General features: G+C 50.4%; 22 protein-coding genes. 8 read left to right on the top strand and 14 right to left on the bottom strand.

What is annotated here, in order from left to right; translation table 11 throughout:
• Positions 1–149: 149 nt before the first annotated feature.
• Entirely contained in the window at positions 150–1,541 is a 1,392-nt protein-coding gene (locus tag MHH48_RS02995; protein ID WP_076322339.1) for an MATE family efflux transporter, read from the bottom strand.
• A 156-nt stretch (positions 1,542–1,697) separates the two neighbouring features.
• Here MHH48_RS02995 and MHH48_RS02990 point away from each other — a divergent pair, with 156 nt between their 5' ends.
• Both MHH48_RS02990 and MHH48_RS02985 read left to right on the top strand, forming a co-directional pair.
• The gene (locus tag MHH48_RS02990) at positions 1,698–2,567 is read left to right on the top strand and encodes an AraC family transcriptional regulator (protein WP_076322340.1); all 870 of its coding nucleotides are present in this window, start codon (positions 1,698–1,700) and stop codon (positions 2,565–2,567) included.
• 184 nt (positions 2,568–2,751) lie between these two features.
• Positions 2,752–2,904 carry a hypothetical protein gene (locus MHH48_RS02985; protein ID WP_179090620.1) on the top strand — a complete coding sequence of 51 codons (153 nt, stop codon included), beginning with the start codon at positions 2,752–2,754 and terminating at the stop codon, positions 2,902–2,904.
• A gap of 138 nt (positions 2,905–3,042) precedes the next feature.
• On the opposite strand, the gene MHH48_RS02980 is transcribed toward MHH48_RS02985, so the two are convergent.
• The 13 genes from MHH48_RS02980 to MHH48_RS02920 all read right to left on the bottom strand — a co-directional run bounded on the left by MHH48_RS02980 (position 3,043) and on the right by MHH48_RS02920 (position 16,183).
• Positions 3,043–3,597 (bottom strand): hypothetical protein, encoded by a 555-nt coding sequence (locus MHH48_RS02980; protein WP_076322341.1) that lies wholly within the window; start codon positions 3,595–3,597, stop codon positions 3,043–3,045.
• Between the two features lie 135 nt (positions 3,598–3,732).
• Positions 3,733–5,316, bottom strand: coding sequence for a helix-turn-helix domain-containing protein (locus tag MHH48_RS02975; protein WP_076322342.1), 1,584 nt, complete (start codon positions 5,314–5,316; stop codon positions 3,733–3,735).
• On the bottom strand, positions 5,291–7,216 hold the full coding sequence (locus MHH48_RS02970) for a sensor histidine kinase (RefSeq protein WP_076322343.1): 1,926 nt from the start codon (positions 7,214–7,216) through the stop codon (positions 5,291–5,293). The genes MHH48_RS02975 and MHH48_RS02970 overlap by 26 nt, the downstream gene beginning before the upstream one ends.
• A 182-nt stretch (positions 7,217–7,398) precedes the next feature.
• On the bottom strand, positions 7,399–9,072 hold the full coding sequence (locus tag MHH48_RS02965; RefSeq protein WP_179090621.1) for an extracellular solute-binding protein: 1,674 nt from the start codon (positions 9,070–9,072) through the stop codon (positions 7,399–7,401).
• A gap of 128 nt (positions 9,073–9,200) precedes the next feature.
• Entirely contained in the window at positions 9,201–10,082 is an 882-nt protein-coding gene (locus MHH48_RS02960) for a carbohydrate ABC transporter permease (RefSeq protein WP_076322344.1), read from the bottom strand.
• Between the two features lie 31 nt (positions 10,083–10,113).
• Positions 10,114–11,103 (bottom strand): ABC transporter permease subunit, encoded by a 990-nt coding sequence (locus MHH48_RS02955; RefSeq protein ID WP_076322345.1) that lies wholly within the window; start codon positions 11,101–11,103, stop codon positions 10,114–10,116.
• 55 nt (positions 11,104–11,158) lie between these two features.
• Positions 11,159–11,335 (bottom strand): hypothetical protein, encoded by a 177-nt coding sequence (locus tag MHH48_RS02950; RefSeq protein WP_179090622.1) that lies wholly within the window; start codon positions 11,333–11,335, stop codon positions 11,159–11,161.
• Positions 11,336–11,440: 105 nt separating this feature from the next.
• A complete protein-coding gene (locus MHH48_RS02945) occupies positions 11,441–11,614 on the bottom strand; it encodes a hypothetical protein (protein WP_179090623.1) in 174 nt (57 codons plus the stop codon).
• 187 nt (positions 11,615–11,801) lie between these two features.
• Complete coding sequence (locus MHH48_RS02940) at positions 11,802–12,038, bottom strand: cold-shock protein (RefSeq protein WP_071222231.1); 237 nt, start codon at positions 12,036–12,038, stop codon at positions 11,802–11,804.
• A 96-nt stretch (positions 12,039–12,134) separates the two neighbouring features.
• Complete coding sequence (gene cspD / locus MHH48_RS02935; protein WP_006207896.1) at positions 12,135–12,335, bottom strand: cold-shock protein CspD; 201 nt, start codon at positions 12,333–12,335, stop codon at positions 12,135–12,137.
• A 304-nt stretch (positions 12,336–12,639) separates the two neighbouring features.
• Positions 12,640–13,104: a hypothetical protein gene (locus MHH48_RS02930; protein WP_076322346.1), complete on the bottom strand. Its 465-nt coding sequence runs from the start codon at positions 13,102–13,104 to the stop codon at positions 12,640–12,642.
• 20 nt (positions 13,105–13,124) lie between these two features.
• On the bottom strand, positions 13,125–14,774 hold the full coding sequence (locus tag MHH48_RS02925; RefSeq protein ID WP_076322347.1) for a glycoside hydrolase family 5 protein: 1,650 nt from the start codon (positions 14,772–14,774) through the stop codon (positions 13,125–13,127).
• A gap of 227 nt (positions 14,775–15,001) precedes the next feature.
• Positions 15,002–16,183: an acyltransferase gene (locus tag MHH48_RS02920; RefSeq protein ID WP_076322348.1), complete on the bottom strand. Its 1,182-nt coding sequence runs from the start codon at positions 16,181–16,183 to the stop codon at positions 15,002–15,004.
• Between the two features lie 147 nt (positions 16,184–16,330).
• Between MHH48_RS02920 and MHH48_RS02915 the strand changes: the two genes are divergently transcribed.
• From MHH48_RS02915 to MHH48_RS02890, 6 genes are all read left to right on the top strand, one after another.
• Positions 16,331–17,104, top strand: a complete 774-nt coding sequence (locus MHH48_RS02915; protein ID WP_076322349.1) for an amino acid ABC transporter ATP-binding protein — start codon at positions 16,331–16,333, stop codon at positions 17,102–17,104.
• 159 nt (positions 17,105–17,263) lie between these two features.
• On the top strand, positions 17,264–18,073 hold the full coding sequence (locus tag MHH48_RS02910) for a glutamate ABC transporter substrate-binding protein (RefSeq protein WP_076322350.1): 810 nt from the start codon (positions 17,264–17,266) through the stop codon (positions 18,071–18,073).
• 141 nt (positions 18,074–18,214) lie between these two features.
• Positions 18,215–18,868 (top strand): amino acid ABC transporter permease, encoded by a 654-nt coding sequence (locus tag MHH48_RS02905; protein ID WP_179090632.1) that lies wholly within the window; start codon positions 18,215–18,217, stop codon positions 18,866–18,868.
• A 42-nt stretch (positions 18,869–18,910) separates the two neighbouring features.
• On the top strand, positions 18,911–19,561 hold the full coding sequence (locus MHH48_RS02900; RefSeq protein WP_076322351.1) for an amino acid ABC transporter permease: 651 nt from the start codon (positions 18,911–18,913) through the stop codon (positions 19,559–19,561).
• A 260-nt stretch (positions 19,562–19,821) separates the two neighbouring features.
• On the top strand, positions 19,822–20,319 hold the full coding sequence (locus MHH48_RS02895; RefSeq protein ID WP_076322353.1) for a hypothetical protein: 498 nt from the start codon (positions 19,822–19,824) through the stop codon (positions 20,317–20,319).
• A gap of 81 nt (positions 20,320–20,400) precedes the next feature.
• Positions 20,401–20,835, top strand: coding sequence for a DUF6376 family protein (locus MHH48_RS02890; RefSeq protein WP_076322354.1), 435 nt, complete (start codon positions 20,401–20,403; stop codon positions 20,833–20,835).
• Positions 20,836–20,875 lie beyond the last annotated feature (40 nt).

Here is a 20,875-nt window from a genome sequence, read left to right as displayed (position 1 = left end):
GCTTGCCTCCTTTCACTTGGCCAAACACTTACAATACCCCGGCATGCAGGTGAAAAGTTTTCGAGTACGTTAATTTTATAGTATGGCAAAAAAAGGATACCCCGATGCCGCACGGCCGAAGTATCCTTTTTCTATATTATAGCCCGTCATTACGCTTGCGCCGGGATCGGTTCCATTGGCTGTGCCTGATGGCTCGCCGGCTCTACCTGCTCTGCCTTTCTCAAGTGCTTCTGCCCGCGCCAGCGGAAGAAGGACAGCATACCCCGCAAATACTCGTCGGCAATCATGCAGGAGTATATGCCGATGAGCCCCCATCCCATGTGAATGCCAAGTACATAAGAGAGCACGGTAGCGACCAGCCACATCGAGCCCAGGGAAATATACATCGTAAACCTCGTGTCTCCGACGGCGTTAAGCGAGTTGCCGAGGGCCATGTTGAGCATTTTGCCCGGCTGGAGAATTAGATTCATGCCCAGGAGCGATGCGCCTATCGCAATGATCGTCTTATCGTCCGTAAACAGCCCCAGCAGCTGCTTCCCGAACACATACAGAAGGAAGGCATTGACTACAACATAAACAGCCCCGACGCCCAGCGCGCGATACGCGCTCCGATAAGCCTCCTTGATCCGGCCCGCGCCAAACAGATGCGCGATCTGAATCTGGGCAGCCATCGCAATCGAAGAACCCAGTAAGAAACAGAAGGATTCCAGTGTATTCATATACGTGCGCGCAGCCAGCTCGGCAGCGCCCAGCGTTGCAATGAAGGAATAGATGATCAGCTGCGTGAACACCCAGCAAGACATATTGATGCCGAGCGGCCATCCAATCTTCAGAATTTCGCCGAACAGCGGACGGTTGAACACACGGAACTCCTTCCATTTGATCCGATATTCAAATGAACGAAGGAATATATACAGCAGTAAGAGCACAGCGAGCAGACGGCTGACCACCGTCGAGATCGCGACACCGGTAAGTCCCCACTGCGGGAACCCGAAAGCGCCGAAAATAAACCCATAGTTCATAACAACGTGAATGATATTCATTCCGATCGCGACATACATCGGTGCACGCGTATTGCCGGTATTCCGGATGACGGTGCTCATCGTAGCCATCATGGCAATCAGCACCATCCCGCCGCCGACAATGGAGATATACGTTCCGGCAAGCGGAAGCAAATGGTCCGGCAGTTGGAGGACCGAAGCGATGGCCTCCGGCATCGCAAATAATATCCCGCTGCACACCAATCCGATGATCGTGGTGACACTCACCGCCATGATGCCGATCGTTCGGGCATCGCCCGTTTTATGCGAACCGATCTTCTGAGCGATGAGAATGCCGGCACCGCTGGCAACCGTCATGAACAACGTTGTCATAGCCTGAAACAACTGATTGGAGAAGCCAACCACCGCAACCGCATCATCGGAAATCCGGCTGACCATCAATGTATCCACCGCTCCCAGCAAAAACTGCAGGAACAGCTCGATGAATATGGGCCATGCGAGAACCCATAATGTAAATTTGTTTGTGTTTTTATCCAACATTCCAACCTCCGCCCATGATGTAAGGGTTAAACATAATTCATGATGAAACGGTCTTTAACCTTCTCAAATTATAGATGGTATACTGGAGTTATAATATCATTTTCCGAACGAAAACTATCAAAATTCAAACCTCGAGAATTACGAAAGGGCTTTCTTATGACAATCCTGAATTTTACCGTTCCGCCGCTGCCGGAATATATCAATAGCGGGCTCACCCGCGCTCCTATTCACAGCGGACATCCCAACCGTAAAAACATCGGTATCTTTGACCTGCTCGTGGTCATGAAGGGGGAGCTCCATGTCACGGAGAATGGCATTCCTTATGAAATCGAACCCGGCATGTTCCTCATCCTGCGTCCCGATACGCATCATTTCGGCACGAAGGGATGCACGGTGGAGACCGATTATTACTGGCTTCATTTCCAAACCTCCGGGGAGTGGCATGCGGACGAGGCATGCCAAACGCCTAGAAGAGAAGAGGCTCCGGAGCTGAAGGCGATGACGCCGAACTATTTTTCCGTTAATATCCCCCAATTTGGCACCCTTCCTCAACCGGAAAAGGCCCTGGAGCTCCTGGCTACCATGTCTTCGCTCGTTCAGTACGGTCACCAGGCCAAATTTCTATGGCGGCAGCAGGTGGTGTTCCAAGAGCTCATCGAACAGCTGGCCGCCGCACTGGATACACCGATGTCCTCCCCTTCCTCTGCCTGTGCCGAGCAGGCCGCGGCGTATCTGCGGAAGCATTACCGTGAGGAGTTCAAGGTGCAGGATCTTGGCGAACGCATTAACTTCCACCCTGTTTATATCGCACGCTGCATGCAGAAGGAATTCGGCTGTTCGCCTGTTGAATATTTGCAGCGCTACCGGATCGAGCAGGCCAAAATGCTCCTCATGCAGACGGACTACAGCATCAGCCGGGTCGCTGAAGAGGTCGGTTTCAATCATGCAGCGTACTTCACCTCCTGTTTCACGAAGCAGGAAGGGATCTCGCCGCGTAAATACAGGCAGCGGTTCTTTATGAATTAATTCATTTTTACGCAAAAATCTAAGAAAGTGACTTGCAACCTGTGCGGGAACTCTTTATAATGAGAATTAGCCATATGATAATGATTATCATTACCGGACAAGTGAGAATGTGTTGAGAATGGACGTTTGAGCTCCTACACGCTTCGCTTGGAGAGTTTATATATAAAGGAGAGCCGATTGACTTATGAAGACGACTTCCCGCCGCTGTTCTCTGCAAATCGATGATTATCTAGACCTGCTGAACCTTGCGATCCAGCTTGGAGATGTGAAATGGCAGAAAGAAATCACCCGCAAAATGGAAATGACGCTGTCCACATTAGAGACTGCAGCTCAATAAATAACATGGGGATTACATAATCCTGCATATAGAAAAGACACCCGATCGCGAATTCCAGGTATGTCCCAGGAAAGCCGATCCGGTGTCTTTTTTTCTGTCATCCATATCGTTCTTCTCTGGGTCCTTGGATTCACTAAATTACTTCTTCGTAGTAAAACCATCCAGATCATGCTTTAACCGGTTGTTAAGCGCTACCAATTCGCCGTAATCGGAGATGTCCAGGTTGACTTCGCCCCCCTCAACCGATTCCGAAACGTAATAGACCTTGTACATCAGAGGAATCAATGCTTCCGAATCCCGCATAATAATCGCGTATTTCTCGATATCTTCGTCCGAGAAGCGCCCGTTCTCCACATAACTCTCCCTTATGCTGTCAGACAGAGCCAGGAACTTTGCAGCGATGGGGTTAAGCAGCTGAGAACGGACGGCTTCATCCGCTGTCTTGGAATACGCCTCGATAGCTGCCAGCTTCAGCCGTACTTCTGCAAGGCGCGCTTCATGAAGAGGCATGGACTTCAACTCCAGAATGTCGGTGTAATGACTCCATATTTGAAATAGAGATGTGCCCAATATGCTTTGCAAGGTCATTTGTGTCCCCTGTTCGATCTTCTTCTGATGTTCAATCAGAAACACGGTGCATACCAGCACCAATGCTACAATCCATACCCAGATCCATTTCGCTGCTTTCGACATAACGCACCTCCGATTTTTCTATTTTACCATATTAAGGATAAAACGAGATGCGATCTATCGTCGCCAGCGCAAAAAATAAAATCGATCCCGCCAATTCAAGATATGCGGCAGGACCATGCCAAAACGTTAGCCGGACTATTCATGCTGCAATCCCGCACCCGTTTGTACCTTGATCCGGTATTCATGCGGCGAGATCCCTTCCAGCTCTTTGAATACGCGCGAGAATTGCTTGGTGTTCTCGAAGCCGACCGCTTTGCCAATGTCGGCAAGCTTCATGGCACCGTCCTGGAGCAGGTCCTTGGCCTTCGTAATCCGCAGCTTCTTAAGATATACCACAAAGTTCTCACCCGTATGGGCCTTAAACGCTTCACTGAAATAAGAATAATTCAAAGACACATAATTGCTGACCATCGCCATGTTTAGCGGCCTGTGATAATTCTCCTCCATGTAACTCACCGCTGCCTTGATCTCGGAATGCTCACTGTGGGCGGAACGAATCCCTTTAACATATTCATTCACGTGCAGCAGCAAATGCTCCAGATTTCTGAAATAGGTGTGAAAATGACGGTAATTGTCCATCGTTCCCACCTTTCGGTATAGCTTCAACACTTCCACCATGGATTCCCCGTACACACGGAATACCTCATCCAGCACCTGCTCATTGATCCGCTTGCTGACAAACTCCAAATAATCGATGGCCACATGCGGCATATCTCCGATATGGAAAATATCCAGCAGCAGCGCCTGGATCTCCCGCTCCCGCTCTGTGCCGAGCATGTTGCCCAGCTTGCGGATACTCTCTTCCGGCACCGGATACGTGCGCAGTTCTCCCTGAATATCATCATGGCTCATCAGCTTGACGTTGGGATGGATGAATGTATAGCTCAGGGCGGTCAGCGCCTGAATGTAACAGATGCGGATATCTTCGATCCGGAAGCCTTCCCGGCTAATGCCAACGAAGAGCCCGTCCATCTCCCGCTCGGTAAACTGCCGTGCCAGCTTCTCGAATTGCCCGTCCGGACTGCCGATGAGCACGACCCTCCCCTTGCTGTCCAGAAAGCAAGCGTTGATCCGTCCTTCCACTGAAGCCCTCATGTTATCAATCAATTGCTTCAGCTCATCCTTATTCATGGAATTGCCGTCTTCATACTTGTATTTCATCACCGCTACCCGGAATGGCTTCACGAATGATTCAAACCCGATTTCGCTCGCGGCAGCCTCCATGTCCATCCCCAGCCCTTGGGGCAGCTCCAGCAGCTCCTTCAGCCGATGGGTCTGCAGCTGCTGAAGATATAATTCACTGGCGGCCACCTGGTTGTTCACTTCCGCTTGCCGGACCAAGGCTTCTTCTGTCTTTCGGAGGGCAGCGAACAGCTCATCCCGTCGAATCGGCTTAAGCAGGTACTCCTTCACCTGGTAACGGATCGCCGCCTTCGCATATTCAAAATCGTCATATCCGCTCAGGATTAGAACGACGGGTTTAACACCCGTTGTTTCTTCCAGTCCAGCAAGCGCCTCAATGAGGCGTATCCCGTCCATGACCGGCATCCGAATGTCTGTAATGACGATCTCGGCCGGTTCTTCGCGGAAGGAATCCAGCGCGTCCTGCCCCTGGGCAGCCAAGCGGATCTCGTATTGATCCGGGAATTCCCGTTCAATCATCGTTTTCAGCCCATACCGGATATTCTTCTCATCATCCACGATCATCAGACTTCTCATGTCCACTGCCTCCTCCTGTTAACAGAACCTTAGGGAATGTCATGGTCACCTGCGTGAACTCCCCCTCTTCGCTCTTCACTTCGATTCCATATTCATTCCCGTAGAACAACCGGATTCGCTGGTGCACATTCCGAAGTCCGATTCCTCCAGCCTGCACTCCACCTCGCCCGTAATCTACGGAGGGGAGTTCCTCGTTGTCCGCCGTTCGCAGAATCTCGCTCAGCCTGCCCAGCCGATAAGGCTCCATCCCGATGCCGTTATCCGTGACGTTAATCGTGATCCGGTTCTCTTCCCAGGCAATAGCATCGATCTTGATCCGCTTCTCCTGATCCGGGAACTCGGGCCAGGCATGCTTGACGGCATTTTCCACGATGGGCTGCAGCGACATTTTCAATACCTCGAGCTCCATGAATTCAGACGGAATGTTAAGTTCAAGCCGGATCGGCTCATCAAACCGGATATTCATGACATCAATATAATTGCGAATATGGCGAATTTCATCCTTCAGTTTGACGTACTCCCCCGACCATTTGAAATTATAGCGCATCATCCCGCCAAGGGAGGTCAGCGCGTCTGAAATTGTGCGCTGCCCCTCGATTTCGGCCAGCATCTTTATATTTTCCAGCGTATTGTATAGGAAATGAGAGTCAATCTGGCTGTGCAGCGTTCGCAGCTCCGCTTCCTTGGTCACCGCTTGCTTGCGTACACCCTGGGCAATCAGTTCATTGATGGTGCGGATCAATTTGTTAAAATGATGCGCCAGCTCTCCCACCTCGCCGCCGCCCTGGATGGCAATCGTCGCGGTCACTTCGCCCTTGCGGACTCTCTTCATCGTCTCCGTTAAACGGCGTAAACTCTTCAGGATAATGGAATTCAGGTAATACGTAATGATCGACAGCAGAAAAATCAATACGATGTTCGCCGCGATAATCTGCCCCTGGGCTTTGGATACGTTATTCAGCGCCCCTTCCAGTGAAACGATATTCAGCACATGGGCATGAAGCCGTTCCATCGGTGTCGCAATCAGCAGGAACGAGGAGCCGTTTAAACTGAACCGGGCATGTACTGTTTTCTCGAAGTCACCCGCCTGCTGCTTCAGATTGGCGAATTGGATCGCCACCTCATCTCGGAGTCCCTCGTGACTGGTCATAAACGATTGGCTTCTGTCCATGAACAGCTGTCCTTCCTGATCGACAATGACCATCTGTGAGCTGTCATCCACGATACCGGCAAAGGTCTTCGGAGCAAAGTGCTTGAGCAGCATATCCACCTGGATCACGCCACGGTAACTCCCGCTAAGGACTTGGCGAATCAAGGACACCTTCGGCAGCTCCTCGGAGGCATCGGCAGCGTAACGCTGCAGAATATCGGGATCGCTGTAGTTGAATACCCAGAGTTCCCCACCGTTCAAATCCTTGATCTTAGGGAACCACGGCTCGCTTGCGATCCGTTTCTCCTGGAAAATGATAGGCCACATTTCCGTTACGTTGGAATTATTCGTATATAACCGAAGGTGCGTGATATTCGGATTGTTGGTTTGGATCCGTTGGATATCCTTGAAGGGCCCCCAAGCCAAATCGATTAACCACGCCGGCTCCGGTTCTTCATTGATCCGGAGATAATCCTTGATCCCGTCATCCGAAATTGCCAGCTGAGCGGCCATCTCAATCGCCTCAATCTGGTTCAGCATGTTCATCTTCTCAATTTCTAACAGGAACGAGTTCTGGTTGAGCGCATCGCTGATATAGGTATCGCGGATCTGCTTAAAAAAATAGTTCGATACGATAATGCTCGGAATGAGCAAAATCAAGATATACGCAGCAACCAAACGACTCTGCATCGACCTGCGGCCAAACCAATAAGTAAACGATTGAATAAGCGATCTTAATCGTGTCATCATGACTGTCACTTCCCGTTTTCTATGTATGGCCGCAGCCGAGCCATGAATGGAAAGGCGGCATCAGCCGATCGGATACCCTCCTATATTAGCTCGTGATGCGACAAAAGGCACCCTATTTCGACAAAATCGATAATAGGGTACCTTGAGTCTTCATTTTGTTCATCTGCCTGAGCGGATCATCCTTACTTCAAGAATTCCTCAAGCTTCTTCACGTTCTCTTCGTATTCTTTCTGTCTGTATTCCTGCACTTTCGCAAATCCCAGCGATTCACGCTTCGCTTGGTAATCGTTCCAAATCTGATCGAACTCGGCATCCGTTTTGGCAAAGATCAGCTTCGGCAGAATTTTACCCCACTCGTTCAACACCTTGTCGTTGATGATACCTTCCTCGGAGCTTGCATCCGGATCCAGTTGATCGAATTGTGAGAAGCTCTCGGTCTTTCCACGAGTCCAGTCTTCCATCTGCTTGAACGGTTCCACGGCCGGAGGCGCCCAAGGCTGCGTAACATTGTTATCCATCATCATCCAGAAGGTATGGGATGCTCCATACTTCTTGTCGAATGCGCCGCGGTCGCTGTTCAGCAGCTCTGCAACCTCTGGCAGGAATTGGTCTTTGCCATCGATCGTATCCCATGTCACGCCTTTCTCGCCAAGGTAAGTATCACGCTGACCTTCTTCGGAGATCAGGTAATCCAGGAAGCGAATGGCACGCGCTTTGTCTTTTACGTTTTTCGAGATCAAGGTTACCGTCCAGCCGGAGATCGAAGGACCCGACAGCGTCGGCTGATCCAGATTGGTGTTAGCCGGCCCATCCACAGCGATATAGACGGAATTCGGATCGTTTGCATACAACGCGTTCTGCTGGTTCGCCATATCGCTGCGTTGGTACAGCATCGCGAAATAGCGTCCCTGTGCGATTTTTTCTTCCATCTGCGGACGTTTATCCACGAAAATATCCTTAGACATCAATCCTTTTTCATTAGCAAGACGCAAGGTTTTCAACCATTTTACATATTCCGGATCTGTTGAACGGTCATTCAATTTCCCGTCTTTATCCTGTGGAATGGCAAGGAAGTTCTGCAGGTAACCCTCCAAAGAGCTGTTTCCTTTTTCATGGAAATCATGCAATCCAAACGGAATGAGTGGCTGCCCGTTCACATCCGGGAACATTTTCTTGGCGTCCTCAAGCGCTTTCAGGAACCCTTCCGGTGTGCGCATATTAGGGCTTCCCAGTGCCTCATACATGTCTTTGCGTACCAAGAAGGTTTGGTTCGATGTGATGTTGTCGCCAAACTTCTCATAGTCCTTCGGGGATGAGGAGGCATTCGGATAACCGTAAATGTTACCATCATCCTTGGTGTACCATGACACTTTCGCAGGGTCCGTTACCTTATAGAAATACGGATCATATTGATCAGCCAATTCGTTCAGCGGCAGGACCAAATCGCCTTCAATCATCTTTTTGACAGCGTCTTCATACCACCCTAGCGTAATAAAATCTGGCAATGTACCGGAAGCGATCATCGTATTCATCTTCTCGGCTTCGTTCCCCGCAGGTACGATCAGATTAAGATTAACCCCCGTCTTTTTGGTTACGTATTGAGAAGTAATGTCCTCGCCCCATTTGTTCGGGAACCAGGCAAAGTTGATGTACCAGTCAAATGTAATCGGGGAGGTGTCGACTTCCCATCCCGGCTGATCCTGAGTCAATTTTACTTCTTCTGCCGGCTTTTCTTCCTCTTTTTCTTTTTCCGACGCGCCGCTATTATCACCGCCGGACGAGCATGCTGTTGTAAAGGCCATGACCAGTGCGAACATCAACAACAGAAGGCTCTTTGGCTTAAGCATCTTGCTCATGTGTTTACCCCTTTTCTTATTTAAAAATATGATTATATAGAACTCCCGCCAAATTAGGCAAGAGAAGCTACCTGTAAGAACTTCCCCTCCCCCCGGGAGAGGGAAGCTGCATGATCAGACACCGAGAATTAACCTTTAATGGAGCCGATCATCATCCCTTTGACGAAATACCGCTGCAGAAACGGATAGACGAAGACGATCGGCGCCGTCGTTACAACCATGGTTGCCATTTTGATCGATTGGGAGGTGACCGTCTTGGCAACGCCGCCCGGAACCTGAGCCATCATCTGATTGGAGCTGGATTGTGCGACGACCTTATACAGATACGTCTGGATCGGCTGCAAATCCGTATTGTTGATGTAGATGACGCCGGTGAAATAGTCATTCCACTGGTACACCCCATGAAACAACGCGATTGTCGCGATAACCGGCATCGATACCGGCAGCACCACCCTTAGGAAGATCGACCAATCATTGGCCCCGTCAATCTTTGCCGCTTCCTCCAGACCGTCCGGAATTTCCCTGAAGAAGGTCATGAAGATGATGAGATCGAAGAAACTGAACATGGCTGGTATGATGTAAACCAGGAAACTGTCAAGCATATTCAAATCCTTGATCAACAGATAAGTAGGAATCAGTCCGCCGCCGAAAAACATCGTTACCGTTCCCAGCAAAATATAGATTTTACCGCCAATAAGACCCTTTCGCGAAAATGCATAAGCCACCATGGCGGTAAAGAGGACGTGAATGAACACGCCAATCACGGTTTTGGTTACGGTAATGCCCATCGCCGTCATGATGCCAGAGCTCTGGAACACCGCGCTGAAATTCTCGAGGCTGAACATCCGCGGCCACCAGTAGATCCCTCCGCGCATGGCATCCTGCCCGTCATTGAAGGCATTCACCAGCACGTACCAGATCGGGTAGATCGTCAGAAAACATACGATCAGCATGCCGAAATTATTGAATATATCGAAGAAGGCTTCGCATTTGGTTCTGCGTTTAAACATGGATTATTCGTCTCCCTTCTTGCTGGTCTCGCTAGAATAGTGATGTGTCGTTCAGTTTTTTGGTCACCTTGTTCGCGATCAACAGCAGGATAATCGCAATGACGGACTTGAACAATGCAACGGCTTGCGCGTAGGAGTAACGTCCGTTCTGCATCCCGGTGTGGTACACGAAAATATCGATGACGTTGCTCGCGCTTTCGTTCAGCGTGTTTCGGAGCACCAAAATCTGATCGAAGTTGGAGTTCAGCACACCACCAACCGCAAGAATGAAGAGAATGGATATGGTCGATTTGATACTGGGAAGGGTGATGTACCACATCTTCTGAAACCGACCTGCGCCATCAATCGTCGACGCCTCGTACATTTCAGGCGAAATGCTGGCAATGGCCGCCAGATAGATAATCGCGGACCACCCAAGCTCCTTCCATATATCCGAAGTGATAATAATTCCCCAGAAGTATTTCGGTTCGGCCAGGTAGGTGATCGGCTCATCAATAAAATGCAGAGCCAGCAAGATATTATTGATAATACCGATATCCGCGAGCCAGGTCATCAGAATGCCGCCCAGAATGACCCATGACAAGAAGTGAGGCAAATAAGAAATCGTCTGAATGGTCCTCTTGTAGCGAACGGACCGGATCTCGTTCAGAAAGAGTGCAAAAATGATCGGAAGCGGAAATCCAATAAACAGCTTCAGCAAGCTGATCCCGAGCGTGTTCCGCATCACGTTCGTAAAGTCCTCGTCTGAGAAAAACTCCTTGAAGTGCTCTAGTCCAACCCATGGAGCTTCGCCGATGGACTTCACGATATTGAATTCTTTAAATGCAATGATGACACCGTACATCGGAATGTAGTTAAAGATGATCATCCACGCAACGCCGAGCAGCGCCATAATTTGAAGATGTCGTTGGCCGTAGAGTTTCCTGAGCCATCTTTTTCTGTCAAGCTTCTTCTGTACAGAAGGCTCCATTACGGGACCGACACCGGTTTCGGAAACATCGGCATGAAGTTGATTTTGCATGGTTATGACCTCCAGGTTGATCCTATCATTTTGAAAACCTTTACATTCTCTATGTTTATATTGTAGATCGTCCTTTCTCTGCATGAAAGGTTTCAGATTTCGTTTCAAGGGGCTCATTTTTCGGGTAGGCTTCGGCATTTACGAAAAAATGCATCCTGAAAACGAAATATTGCGCCCTGTGCTCATTCCAGGCACAAAAAAAGGCATGAACAGCAGCCTCCATAGCTGCCATTCATGCCTTCCCTCTTGTTAACGATTGTTCGCCACAAGCGATCCCTTGGATCGTCGCGGCGACGTTTATCGTTTATATCCTCAAGTATATCAAACGGTTCCCCAGTTATTCCCCTTTGTCTTCCTCACGTTGTTCCTGTTTGCTTTCGTGTTCCTGTTGGTATTTCTCACGCATCAGCTTTTGCATGATGAATTTCTCCTGATCGTTCAAGCCGCCTTGGTTATCCTGGCTGATCATGTTGTCAATGTTTCGCTTCAGTACCTCGGTTTGCGTGTTCAATACATTTCACTCCTTTGAATTTTGCGTCCCTTATGCTGTAAATCATTCTGAATGAGAATGAAAGGGTACAAGTATTACTAACCATTCTCCTTCCAATGAAACAGAAATAGACGGATTTACCATAAAATCCGAAGGTAGCTTCAAGAAGAATTTGTGTTTGCCCAGCGCTTTCTCTAGGTATTAGCTGCTATTTGCGCTCGATCTGAATCCCCTTAGCCAGAGATTTCTGTTGTTTATTGGTATTAACTAGCTGCGGCAGGCTTCTCGTTTCTTTGACCATAGGGGATTGACACAAATGGCATACTGGTTCCGTGTCGAACGCAAAATCGTCCCGCATCCACCCTTTGCAGTCTTCCTTCGTGCATGCCCATACTTCTGTTATTTCTTCAGGAATACTCTCCATCGAGTTTTTACGCGAATACATGAACGCTCCTCCTTATTCTCGTCTTAGAAAATAGAAACGCCGTATAAAAGAAAACTGCCCTTAATGTCACACATTAAGGGCAGTTTTCAATTGTAATTACAATTTAACAACGTTCTCAGCTTGTGGTCCACGGTTTCCTTCAACAATGTTGAATTCAACGCGTTGGCCTTCGTCAAGCGTTTTGAAGCCGTCGCCTTGGATCGCGCTGAAGTGAACGAATACATCGTTACCGCCTTCAACTTCGATGAAACCAAAGCCCTTTTCAGCATTAAACCATTTAACAGTTCCTGTTTGCATGGGGGAATCCTCCTTGATATATATTTACATGACCTTTTTTCTTCGCAGACGGAATAAAAAAATTCACATATTGCACAAGGTTACCAGAAATGACAACCCTCTACAATATGTGAATTCAGGTCGATTTCGATATTCATATCTTAACACATTTTACTGCCGATAGCAAATACCAATGCAAAAGATTCTGCGGAAAAATTAAAGTTATTTTCTTCGGCATCATTCCGATTAGGCATGAGTAGGCATATACAACTCCCGGCATATGCCGGGAGCTAGATCTTGAGCAGGTTTTTCACGCCGTAAACGTTTACTTTCGTAATTCCTCCAGCGTTTCCTTCCAGCGCTGCAAGACTTCATCCGGGTCGTGCAGTTGAAACTTCACGGCCGATTTAATATCCGCATACTTCGCGATATCCTCGCGAACAGCCACTACCTCGGCCTCAAAACGCTGCAGCGGATGCCGGGCATCCGGCAGATCGGGAAGCCCTTGAAGACGCAGCCGAACATAATGGGCCGCTCCATCATGAATCGCCACCAACGTACCCTGTCCGGACCGAAGAAGATTGCCAGTCGTAGTCGTCCCCTGCCATAACGCAAGTCGTAGCCGGTTCCGGTCTAAGGCCAAAACCTCCCCCACGCTGAGCATGGCCGTATGCGGCCATCCATCTTCCGTTGCGCTCAATAGCATCATCGCTTCGTGCTGCTTCGATTCCAGATTACTTCCATCCAGCCATTGGTACAGCCCTTCCGATATTGCGGCCTGTTCCGTCATAATGCCATCTCCCCTTCAACTTATAAATTTAAACGCGCTTCGGTAAATTCCAGCCAATCCAGCTCGATTCGGCCCTTATTCACCATGAACACCAGATCCACAGGGCCTTCCACAATCGGCATAGCCTCAGCCACCCTATGGATGCGCCACTGTCCTTCGCCAGAGTCCGACAAGGAGATAAGCTCAGGCTCCCGATCCCCGATCTGGAGCATCAAATCCACCGTCCCCTCGGGAATGCGTCCCCGAATGTCCAGATGAAAAACGTCTGCGGAAGCGCAATTCGCATCATAAGCGAGCCAATCTCCCTCCCGGAGCTGCACGCATACCAGGTTATCCTCTATCCATGGCTTGCCGCCTTCCGGAGCGTAGCTTGGTTTCTCCGCCTTGCCCGTCATCATCCGCATCGGAACACCGTCATGAACCCGGAGCCCGATATCCTGACTGGCCTTCGCCTCAATATGATAAGAGACACCCTCACCCCGATATCCGTAAAACTCTGCCGGAATCTGAATGGGCAGCCGGCGCAGCAATGACCGGGATACGTTCGGATAAGCATCGCAGGCTGCCAGTGGAAGATGATCCAGATATTCGCCCAGAATCGCTTCCGCTTCGGCTGAAGAGGGCTTCTCTCCGCCTTCCAGGTAACCCGTCAGCTTCTCCCAGCCTTCCGGCATGCGGATCGAGAACGGCGAGTTTTGAGTGTTCATCTTCTTCCAGGTCCAGAAGTTCCAGGATATGTTATGATCCTCGAACAACCGGAATGCGCCCGTATACCACTGCGGGTTGTTCTCGCCGCCTTCACCCATGAAGATCGGCACATTCCATTCTTCGCGAAGATCCAGATACTTCTGAATGCTCTCCGTGTCGGGATTATTCCAGTACTTATGGAACTGCAGCATCAGGTTATCGTCAAATTTCTCGTCGAAAATGCTCCAGTCCGTTGACCAGTGGACACCTTCCAAAATGATCATATGGCGCTTGTCCACTTCGCGTATAGCCGCGGTGATTTCCTTATACAGCGGCATCACCCGATCATGATACTCGCTGAACCAGTCAGGCAGCGGCTCGTTAAGCAGGTCGTAACCGGCCACGATCCACTCGTCTTTATAGCGTTCTGCCAGCATACGCCACAGCGCCACGGTTCGCTCCACATTCAGCCGATCCGTGAACAGCTCCGGCAAATCCCGCTCGGAATCATCGATATTCGCGCCGGTCTGTCCGCCTGGCGCGCCATGCAAATCCAGAATAACATACAGCGAATACGTCCTGCACCAATCGATCACCCGATCGATGAGCTTCAAATGGCCTTCGTGATATACAAAAGGCGGCTGCTGTCCTTCCGCCATCATAAACCTGGCATTGATCGGCACCCGGATGGAGTTAAAGCCCTCGGCAGCGATCTGCCGGATATCGGCTTCCGCGATATAAAGCTCATAATAGGCTTCCCAAAAAGCCGCCGCCTTTTCCTCATCGATCAGGTCCCTAACCATGCCTTCGATGCGCCGAGGTCGGTCTCCTTGCTCCGGCATCTTCCACATGTACCCTTCCGGCAGCAGCCAGCTGCCAAGCCCGACTCCCTGCAGCAGAATTTCCTGACCATCTCCATTAACTATGCGCTTGCCGTCCGCCTTTATGAAACCGTTTACTAAGGAATCTCTGCTATCCTTCATATTGGCACTCCCTCGCTTTTCATGTCTGTAACGAATGTAATTGACCTGTACTTAGCAACGTCTTCGTACCACCCACAGACCGAGTATCAAACCAAATATAGCATGACATCCCAGATGATAAGCCTCATTCCGAAAATCAGGGAATCATTCTGAAATATCGCCACTCGGGCAAAAAGAAAAGGCGCTCTCCTCTTTGCGAAGATTGCGCCTTTTCCACTTTATCGAACTTACGATGATGCCTCCGTAACCGGCTGAGCCGGAACAGGAGGATTTGGTGATCTTCCCGTCCGCAAACTGCCCGGCAGTTTGCCGAAAAAGATCCAGGTCCAGCCCCCGAGAAGGCTAATGCTGTAGACCACCACATACGAAACCGCCAGTGCGCAGACGAGCCCGCCGGCATACCACGCCAGCATCAGCCAGGAATTCTCCGTCTGCGGAGGAAAGTCCCGGTAGAAGAGCAGGACCAGCGGATGCACCAGATAAACGCCGAAGGAATACACCCCGAGCCGTCTGAATCCGTTCAACCACCATACCCTCTTATTCCCGAATACCAGCGCGACCTGGAGCATGACCAGGGCAGTGGTTAACGTATGCACATTCCAGAAGGCATCGTAGAGCAGCGGATGATATTCCGTCCCTAGCAGCCGCTGATTGTATCGCAGGCCGATATGCACCAGGGCGGCGCCCAGCCAAATCGCCCAGAGCGCGACCCAGCCCAGCTTGCGCAGGGCCGGTCTTGCGGCATGCTGCGCTGAAGTCAGCCAATCCTTGACCCGGTCATAATAAATGCCGATCCATGCCCCGAGAAAATAATACGACAGAAACGACAGCGACCAGCTGTTCCGGTTCGTTACGTCCCACCAGGCATCATTGCCGATATAGAACACCCACTGCAGTACAATGCCGACCAGCACGCAGACCGCCGCGAAGCCGCGGAATCGCTTCAGCAGCATCAGTACGAGTGGGAACAGCAGATAGAACTGGATGTTAATGAAGATGAAATATAAGTGCGTGTAAGATTTCCCCGTCGCCAGCTTGGGCCAGAAGCTCTCCAGCATTGCCGCCAGATTTGACTCCCCCCCGCGATGATACCAGGCCACCGTAAAGAATAACACCGAGAACAGCAGATACGGTACCAGAATATACATCAGCCGGTTCTTGAAGAACCTTGCCAAGTCACGGCCTTTGAACGGGCGGTGATAATAGTTATAGAACAGCACAAAGCTGCTCAGAAATATGAAAGTCGTCGTTCCAACCTTCGAGAATATGTTCAGGAAGTTATACAAGCCAAAAAAATCGTCCCCGCGCATCTGAACTGTGGCGAACGACGTCGCATGCACCATCAGCACGCCCATCATCGCAAAGCCCCGAACCAGGTCGATTTCAGTTATTTTTGCACGTTTATCCATGTGGCCTCCTTCATATGAATACGCCCCCTATTATATCTCACTCCCCACCGCTTGGATACTAAATTTTCCTAAAAGTGGCATGGAACAAGCTCCCTTTGCCATACCAGTGTAAAAAGGGCCTGGCACCAAGACAGGTCACAAGCTTACATGCATGCAAGCGTCCAATTCGAAATGAATAGGAGGGGATTTCTACTGATTGAATTTAGCCGCGTCAACAAATTTTTCGGAACCTTCCATGTTCTGAAAGAAATCGACCTAACCATTTCCCAGGGGGAAGTCGTTGTCATCGTTGGACCTTCCGGCTCCGGTAAAAGCACGCTGCTTCGGTGTATCAATCGGCTCGAAAGCATTACGGATGGCGAGCTTGTCGTGAATAGCGTCAAGCTGCATGACCGAAAGATCGACATCAATACATTTAGGCGAGATATCGGGATGGTCTTCCAGCATTTCAACCTGTACCCGCACAAAAAGGTGATCGACAACATCATTCTCGCACCCATGAAGGTGCTGGGGATGTCCAAAGCGGAAGCGACGGAAAAAGCGATGAAGTACCTGCAGCGAGTCGGAATTGCGGACAAAGCGGATAGCTATCCTTCCCAACTCTCCGGTGGTCAGCAGCAGCGGGTGGCGATTGCCCGCGGATTGACCATGAACCCGAAGATTATGCTGTTTGATGAACCGACGTCCGCACTCGACCCGGAGATGATCGGCGAAGTGCTGGATGTCATGCGTTCACTCGCCCATCAAGGCATGACTATGGCCGTGGTTACCCATGAGATGGGTTTCGCCCGCGAAGCCGCAGATCGAATCGTCTTTATGGACGAAGGCCGGATTATCGAGGATACACCCGCCTCCGATTTTTTCAATCAGCCGCGGGAAGAGAGAGCACGGGCGTTCCTGAGCCGCCTGCTGCATCACTAACCTGGGCTTGGTGCGTAGGGGTGGAAAAGGAATTGTTGCTTTGCTTTTTAGGATTGTCATGGTGGCTGCCACAAGAGACAAGGAGTCCACGCTCGGACAACGCGCCGTTAGGAGTTTGCTTGTTCGAGAGAATTCATATCTTTAAGGGGGATCTGGTGTATGAAGAAAAGATTTACGAGACCATTCCGATGGAGTGCGGCCCTTCTGGTGTTAGTGATGATGCTGGTCGCATCAGGGTGCGGGGGTTCCGGCAATACGGATACCCTCGAGGCGATCAAAAAACGCGGCAAGCTTGTAGCTGGCGTGAAATATGATACGAAGCTGTTCGGATTGCAGGACCCTGCCACCGGCAATGTAGAGGGCTTCGATATCGACATCGCCAAAGCGCTGGCCAAAAAGATTCTCGGTGACGAGACCAAGGTCGAGCTGAAGGAGGTTACCTCCAAAACCCGGATCGACATGCTGAAGAACGGGGACATCGACATCATTATCGCCACGATGACCATAACAGAGGAGCGCAAGGAGCAGGTGGACTTCAGCGATGTGTATTTTGAAGCCGGCCAATCCCTGCTGGTGAAGAAGGGCAGCCCGATCACGGGTCTGGAAAGCTTGAACAAGGATACGAAGGTGCTCACGGTAAAGGGCTCTACCTCTGCGCAAAATATCCGTGAGAAAGCGCCCGACGCCGTCATTCTCGAATTCGAGAATTATCAGGACGCCTTCACCGCACTCAAGGCGGGACAGGGCGATGCCCTGACCACCGACAATTCCATCCTCCTCGGTATGCAGCAGCAGGACCCGAGCTTTGAGCTGGTCGGCGGAAACTTTACGGATGAACCATACGGCATGGCCATCAAAAAAGGGAATCCGGAGTTTGTGAAAACCGTCAATGAGCTGTTGAAGGAGCTGAAGGATAGCGGCGAATACGACAAATTGTATGAGCAATGGATGGGCGTGAAACCGGAATAACCGCAAGCATGTAATGGTCGGGCCGGTCCTAAGGCATCATGGCTCCAATCAGGTTCCTCCCTTTTGCGGGGCGGAACTGCCTGGCTTCTTTTGACCGGCCACCCGATCATCATCCCCCATTGGAGGTGAGGCATTTTGACCTTGTGGGATTTTAACATTCTGGTCCAGCATTGGGATCAATTTATGGCTGGCCTGGGCCAGACCATTCTCGCCAGCCTGCTTGGGCTGATAGGCAGCTTGGTGCTGGGCACCTTGATCGCCATCCTGCGGATTGCCCCATTCCGCATACTGAAAGCCATTGGCGCCATCTATGTAGAGTTTATCCGCAACATTCCACTCCTGGTGGTTGTATTTTTCTTTTTCCTGGGCCTGCCCTCTCTCGGCATACCGGTTGACCCGTTTACTTCGGGTACGCTTGGGCTGATGGTGTACACGGCTGCTTTCATTGCCGAAGCCATTCGGGCGGGGATCCAAGCGGTGCCCTCCGGACAGTCGGAGGCGGCCCGCTCTTCCGGGCTGAGTTATATCCAGAATATGCGCTACATCATACTTCCGCAGGCGATCAAAATCGTACTGCCGGCCATCGGCAACCAATTGATCAATTTGGTCAAGAATTCCTCGGTCCTCGGCGTTATCGCCGGACTCGACCTGATGTATTATGCCGATCTGATTAACCTGAGCACCTTCAAAGGCATTCCCGTCTATACGTTTGTAGCCCTGTTCTACCTGCTCCTGACCATACCGCTCAGCCTGGCCGTCCATTATATGGAGCGCCGCTTTGCGAGAAGCAATTGACGTTAAACGCAAGTTTGCCCAATAAACAGGAGGTGGCATGAGATGGATTTTATCGGTGCGTACTCCTGGCCGAATCTGCGATATCTCCTTCAAGGCTTTTGGATCACGGTGCAGGTTGCCGGCTTATCCATTGTGTTCAGCTTCATCATTGGAACCGTGCTCGGGACTGTGAGATATACGAAAACGCCCTTCCTGTCGAGGACAACGGCCTTTTTGGTGGATATAATCCGCAATCTGCCGCTGCTGCTGATCATTTTCTTCATCGGCATGGTTCTGCCGCAGACCGGGATTCGAATCCCCACTTTCTGGGCGGCCGTCGTCGGCCTGAGCATTTTTGAAGGAGCCATGATCGCCGAAATTGTCCGCAGCGGCCTCGTATCGGTGGATAAAGGCCAGATCGAAGCAGCCCGGGCGTCGGGTCTCTCTTATATGCAGACACTGCGGCACGTGATTCTCCCGCTAGCGCTGCGCCGGATGTCCCCGCCCATGGTGAGCCAGTTCATCTCGCTCATTAAAGACACCTCGCTCGCCGTGATCATTTCGCTGCCTGAGCTGATGCGCAACGTACAAATTCTTAGCGGTTCCAGCTATGACTATGTTATTCCCGCCCTTGTTTTTGCGTCGTTGCTGTACTTCACGCTGAATTATCTTCTGTCCATCATCGCCAAACGGCTGGAAGCAAAGCAGATCTAACTGCTATTCCCGCTCACATGCTGGACCGCTAATCATGATCGTGAAAAAAGCAATCGACCCGCGATACGCGCGCCCAGGTTCAATTCTGCTCCGCAGCCATTTTGGCTTGCGGGGTATTTGCGCTTCTGGCAGAAACTAAGAATTCAATACTTAATCCTCCTCGGAGCCATTTTGCGTCGAATTTATTTCCAAGCAACGCTGCAACAATGGTGAAACCCTCCTCGTCTAAATACATAATCATCCCGAAAGGAGGCGTCGATATGAAAAAAGGGTTTCTCGCCATGATCGCTCTTTCCCTTACTGTCGGATTATGGCTTGGCGCAGATCACTCCACGGCATCCGCATTGTCATGCGTGGAGCCTCGAAAGCTTACCGAAGAATTAAAAACCTCGGATGCGGTATTCAGGGGCACGTTGGCCTCGTCCAACCCTAAAGCCGATATATCCAAAAGCAGCTATGTATTTCAGGTTGCCGAATGGTGGAAAGGAGATTCTGATTCCCCTACCGTCACCCTTTATTCCAATGGCTGGGAATCCTTTGAAACAGGCAAGGAATATATCGTGTTCGCCGACAAAAGCGGGCAAAAGCTCAAACCCCATCTATGCGGAAATACGGGTCCCTCCTCATCCGTTGACATGACTTCGCTGGGGAAAGGCATCCAGCCCGAGGAGCCCGCTCCTTCAGTCGAAAGCCCCTGGTCCGGCGGCATCCTGGCAAGTTTGATTGAGCTTATTCGCTGGCTGCTGGGGAAATATTAATCCGCGAAAAAAATACAACCATTCTCCTGGCCATACGTATACAACGTATAAGAACTGCGTTTAGACGACAGGAGGATGAGAATGATCAAAAGATTATTGTTGATTTCACTTGTACTGGGAGTTCTCTCCGGCTGCTCCTTGGTGGACAGCGTGAACAATTCTTTGGATTATACAAAAGAAGCTACCACGTTTATTAATGAAACATCCCAATTTGCCGAGTCTATTCCGGAGCTTGCCCAACAAGCCGCTACGAATACAGATGCCAAGGAAACGCTGACCAAGGAACTCGAAGCGATGAAAACCCGGATCTCGGAGTTTAACGGCATTGAAGCCCCTGCTTTTGCGCAAAACATCCATGAACAGCTGGTCGGTTTAAATGACACGCTGCTGACTGACATCAACGGCTACATGGATCAAATTCAAAACGGAGTGACCGACTTCCAGAATTCCAACATCGTTCAAACCATTACTAAAATAAACGAAACGATGGATATGCTCCAAAATCTTCAGCCGTAATTCAACCAAGCCCATTGACGATAATATAGCAGCCCTGCTC

It is taken from the genome of Paenibacillus sp. FSL F4-0100 (genome assembly GCF_037993005.1).
Classification (GTDB): domain Bacteria; phylum Bacillota; class Bacilli; order Paenibacillales; family Paenibacillaceae; genus Paenibacillus_AQ.
The sequence above is the reverse complement of the archived record's forward strand: the minus strand, read 5'-3'. Positions and strand labels throughout refer to the sequence as shown.

Coding starts and splice junctions, on each gene's coding strand:
- MHH48_RS02995 (WP_076322339.1), bottom strand. CDS start 1,541: ATGTTGGATAAAAACACAAACAAATTTACATTATGGGTTCTCGCATGG.
- MHH48_RS02990 (WP_076322340.1), top strand. CDS start 1,698: ATGACAATCCTGAATTTTACCGTTCCGCCGCTGCCGGAATATATCAAT.
- MHH48_RS02985 (WP_179090620.1), top strand. CDS start 2,752: ATGAAGACGACTTCCCGCCGCTGTTCTCTGCAAATCGATGATTATCTA.
- MHH48_RS02980 (WP_076322341.1), bottom strand. CDS start 3,597: ATGTCGAAAGCAGCGAAATGGATCTGGGTATGGATTGTAGCATTGGTG.
- MHH48_RS02975 (WP_076322342.1), bottom strand. CDS start 5,316: ATGAGAAGTCTGATGATCGTGGATGATGAGAAGAATATCCGGTATGGG.
- MHH48_RS02970 (WP_076322343.1), bottom strand. CDS start 7,216: ATGATGACACGATTAAGATCGCTTATTCAATCGTTTACTTATTGGTTT.
- MHH48_RS02965 (WP_179090621.1), bottom strand. CDS start 9,072: ATGAGCAAGATGCTTAAGCCAAAGAGCCTTCTGTTGTTGATGTTCGCA.
- MHH48_RS02960 (WP_076322344.1), bottom strand. CDS start 10,082: ATGTTTAAACGCAGAACCAAATGCGAAGCCTTCTTCGATATATTCAAT.
- MHH48_RS02955 (WP_076322345.1), bottom strand. CDS start 11,103: ATGCAAAATCAACTTCATGCCGATGTTTCCGAAACCGGTGTCGGTCCC.
- MHH48_RS02950 (WP_179090622.1), bottom strand. CDS start 11,335: ATGGCAGCTATGGAGGCTGCTGTTCATGCCTTTTTTTGTGCCTGGAAT.
- MHH48_RS02940 (WP_071222231.1), bottom strand. CDS start 12,038: ATGTATTCGCGTAAAAACTCGATGGAGAGTATTCCTGAAGAAATAACA.
- cspD (WP_006207896.1), bottom strand. CDS start 12,335: ATGCAAACAGGAACTGTTAAATGGTTTAATGCTGAAAAGGGCTTTGGT.
- MHH48_RS02930 (WP_076322346.1), bottom strand. CDS start 13,104: ATGACGGAACAGGCCGCAATATCGGAAGGGCTGTACCAATGGCTGGAT.
- MHH48_RS02925 (WP_076322347.1), bottom strand. CDS start 14,774: ATGAAGGATAGCAGAGATTCCTTAGTAAACGGTTTCATAAAGGCGGAC.
- MHH48_RS02920 (WP_076322348.1), bottom strand. CDS start 16,183: ATGGATAAACGTGCAAAAATAACTGAAATCGACCTGGTTCGGGGCTTT.
- MHH48_RS02915 (WP_076322349.1), top strand. CDS start 16,331: ATGCATGCAAGCGTCCAATTCGAAATGAATAGGAGGGGATTTCTACTG.
- MHH48_RS02910 (WP_076322350.1), top strand. CDS start 17,264: ATGAAGAAAAGATTTACGAGACCATTCCGATGGAGTGCGGCCCTTCTG.
- MHH48_RS02900 (WP_076322351.1), top strand. CDS start 18,911: ATGGATTTTATCGGTGCGTACTCCTGGCCGAATCTGCGATATCTCCTT.
- MHH48_RS02895 (WP_076322353.1), top strand. CDS start 19,822: ATGAAAAAAGGGTTTCTCGCCATGATCGCTCTTTCCCTTACTGTCGGA.
- MHH48_RS02890 (WP_076322354.1), top strand. CDS start 20,401: ATGATCAAAAGATTATTGTTGATTTCACTTGTACTGGGAGTTCTCTCC.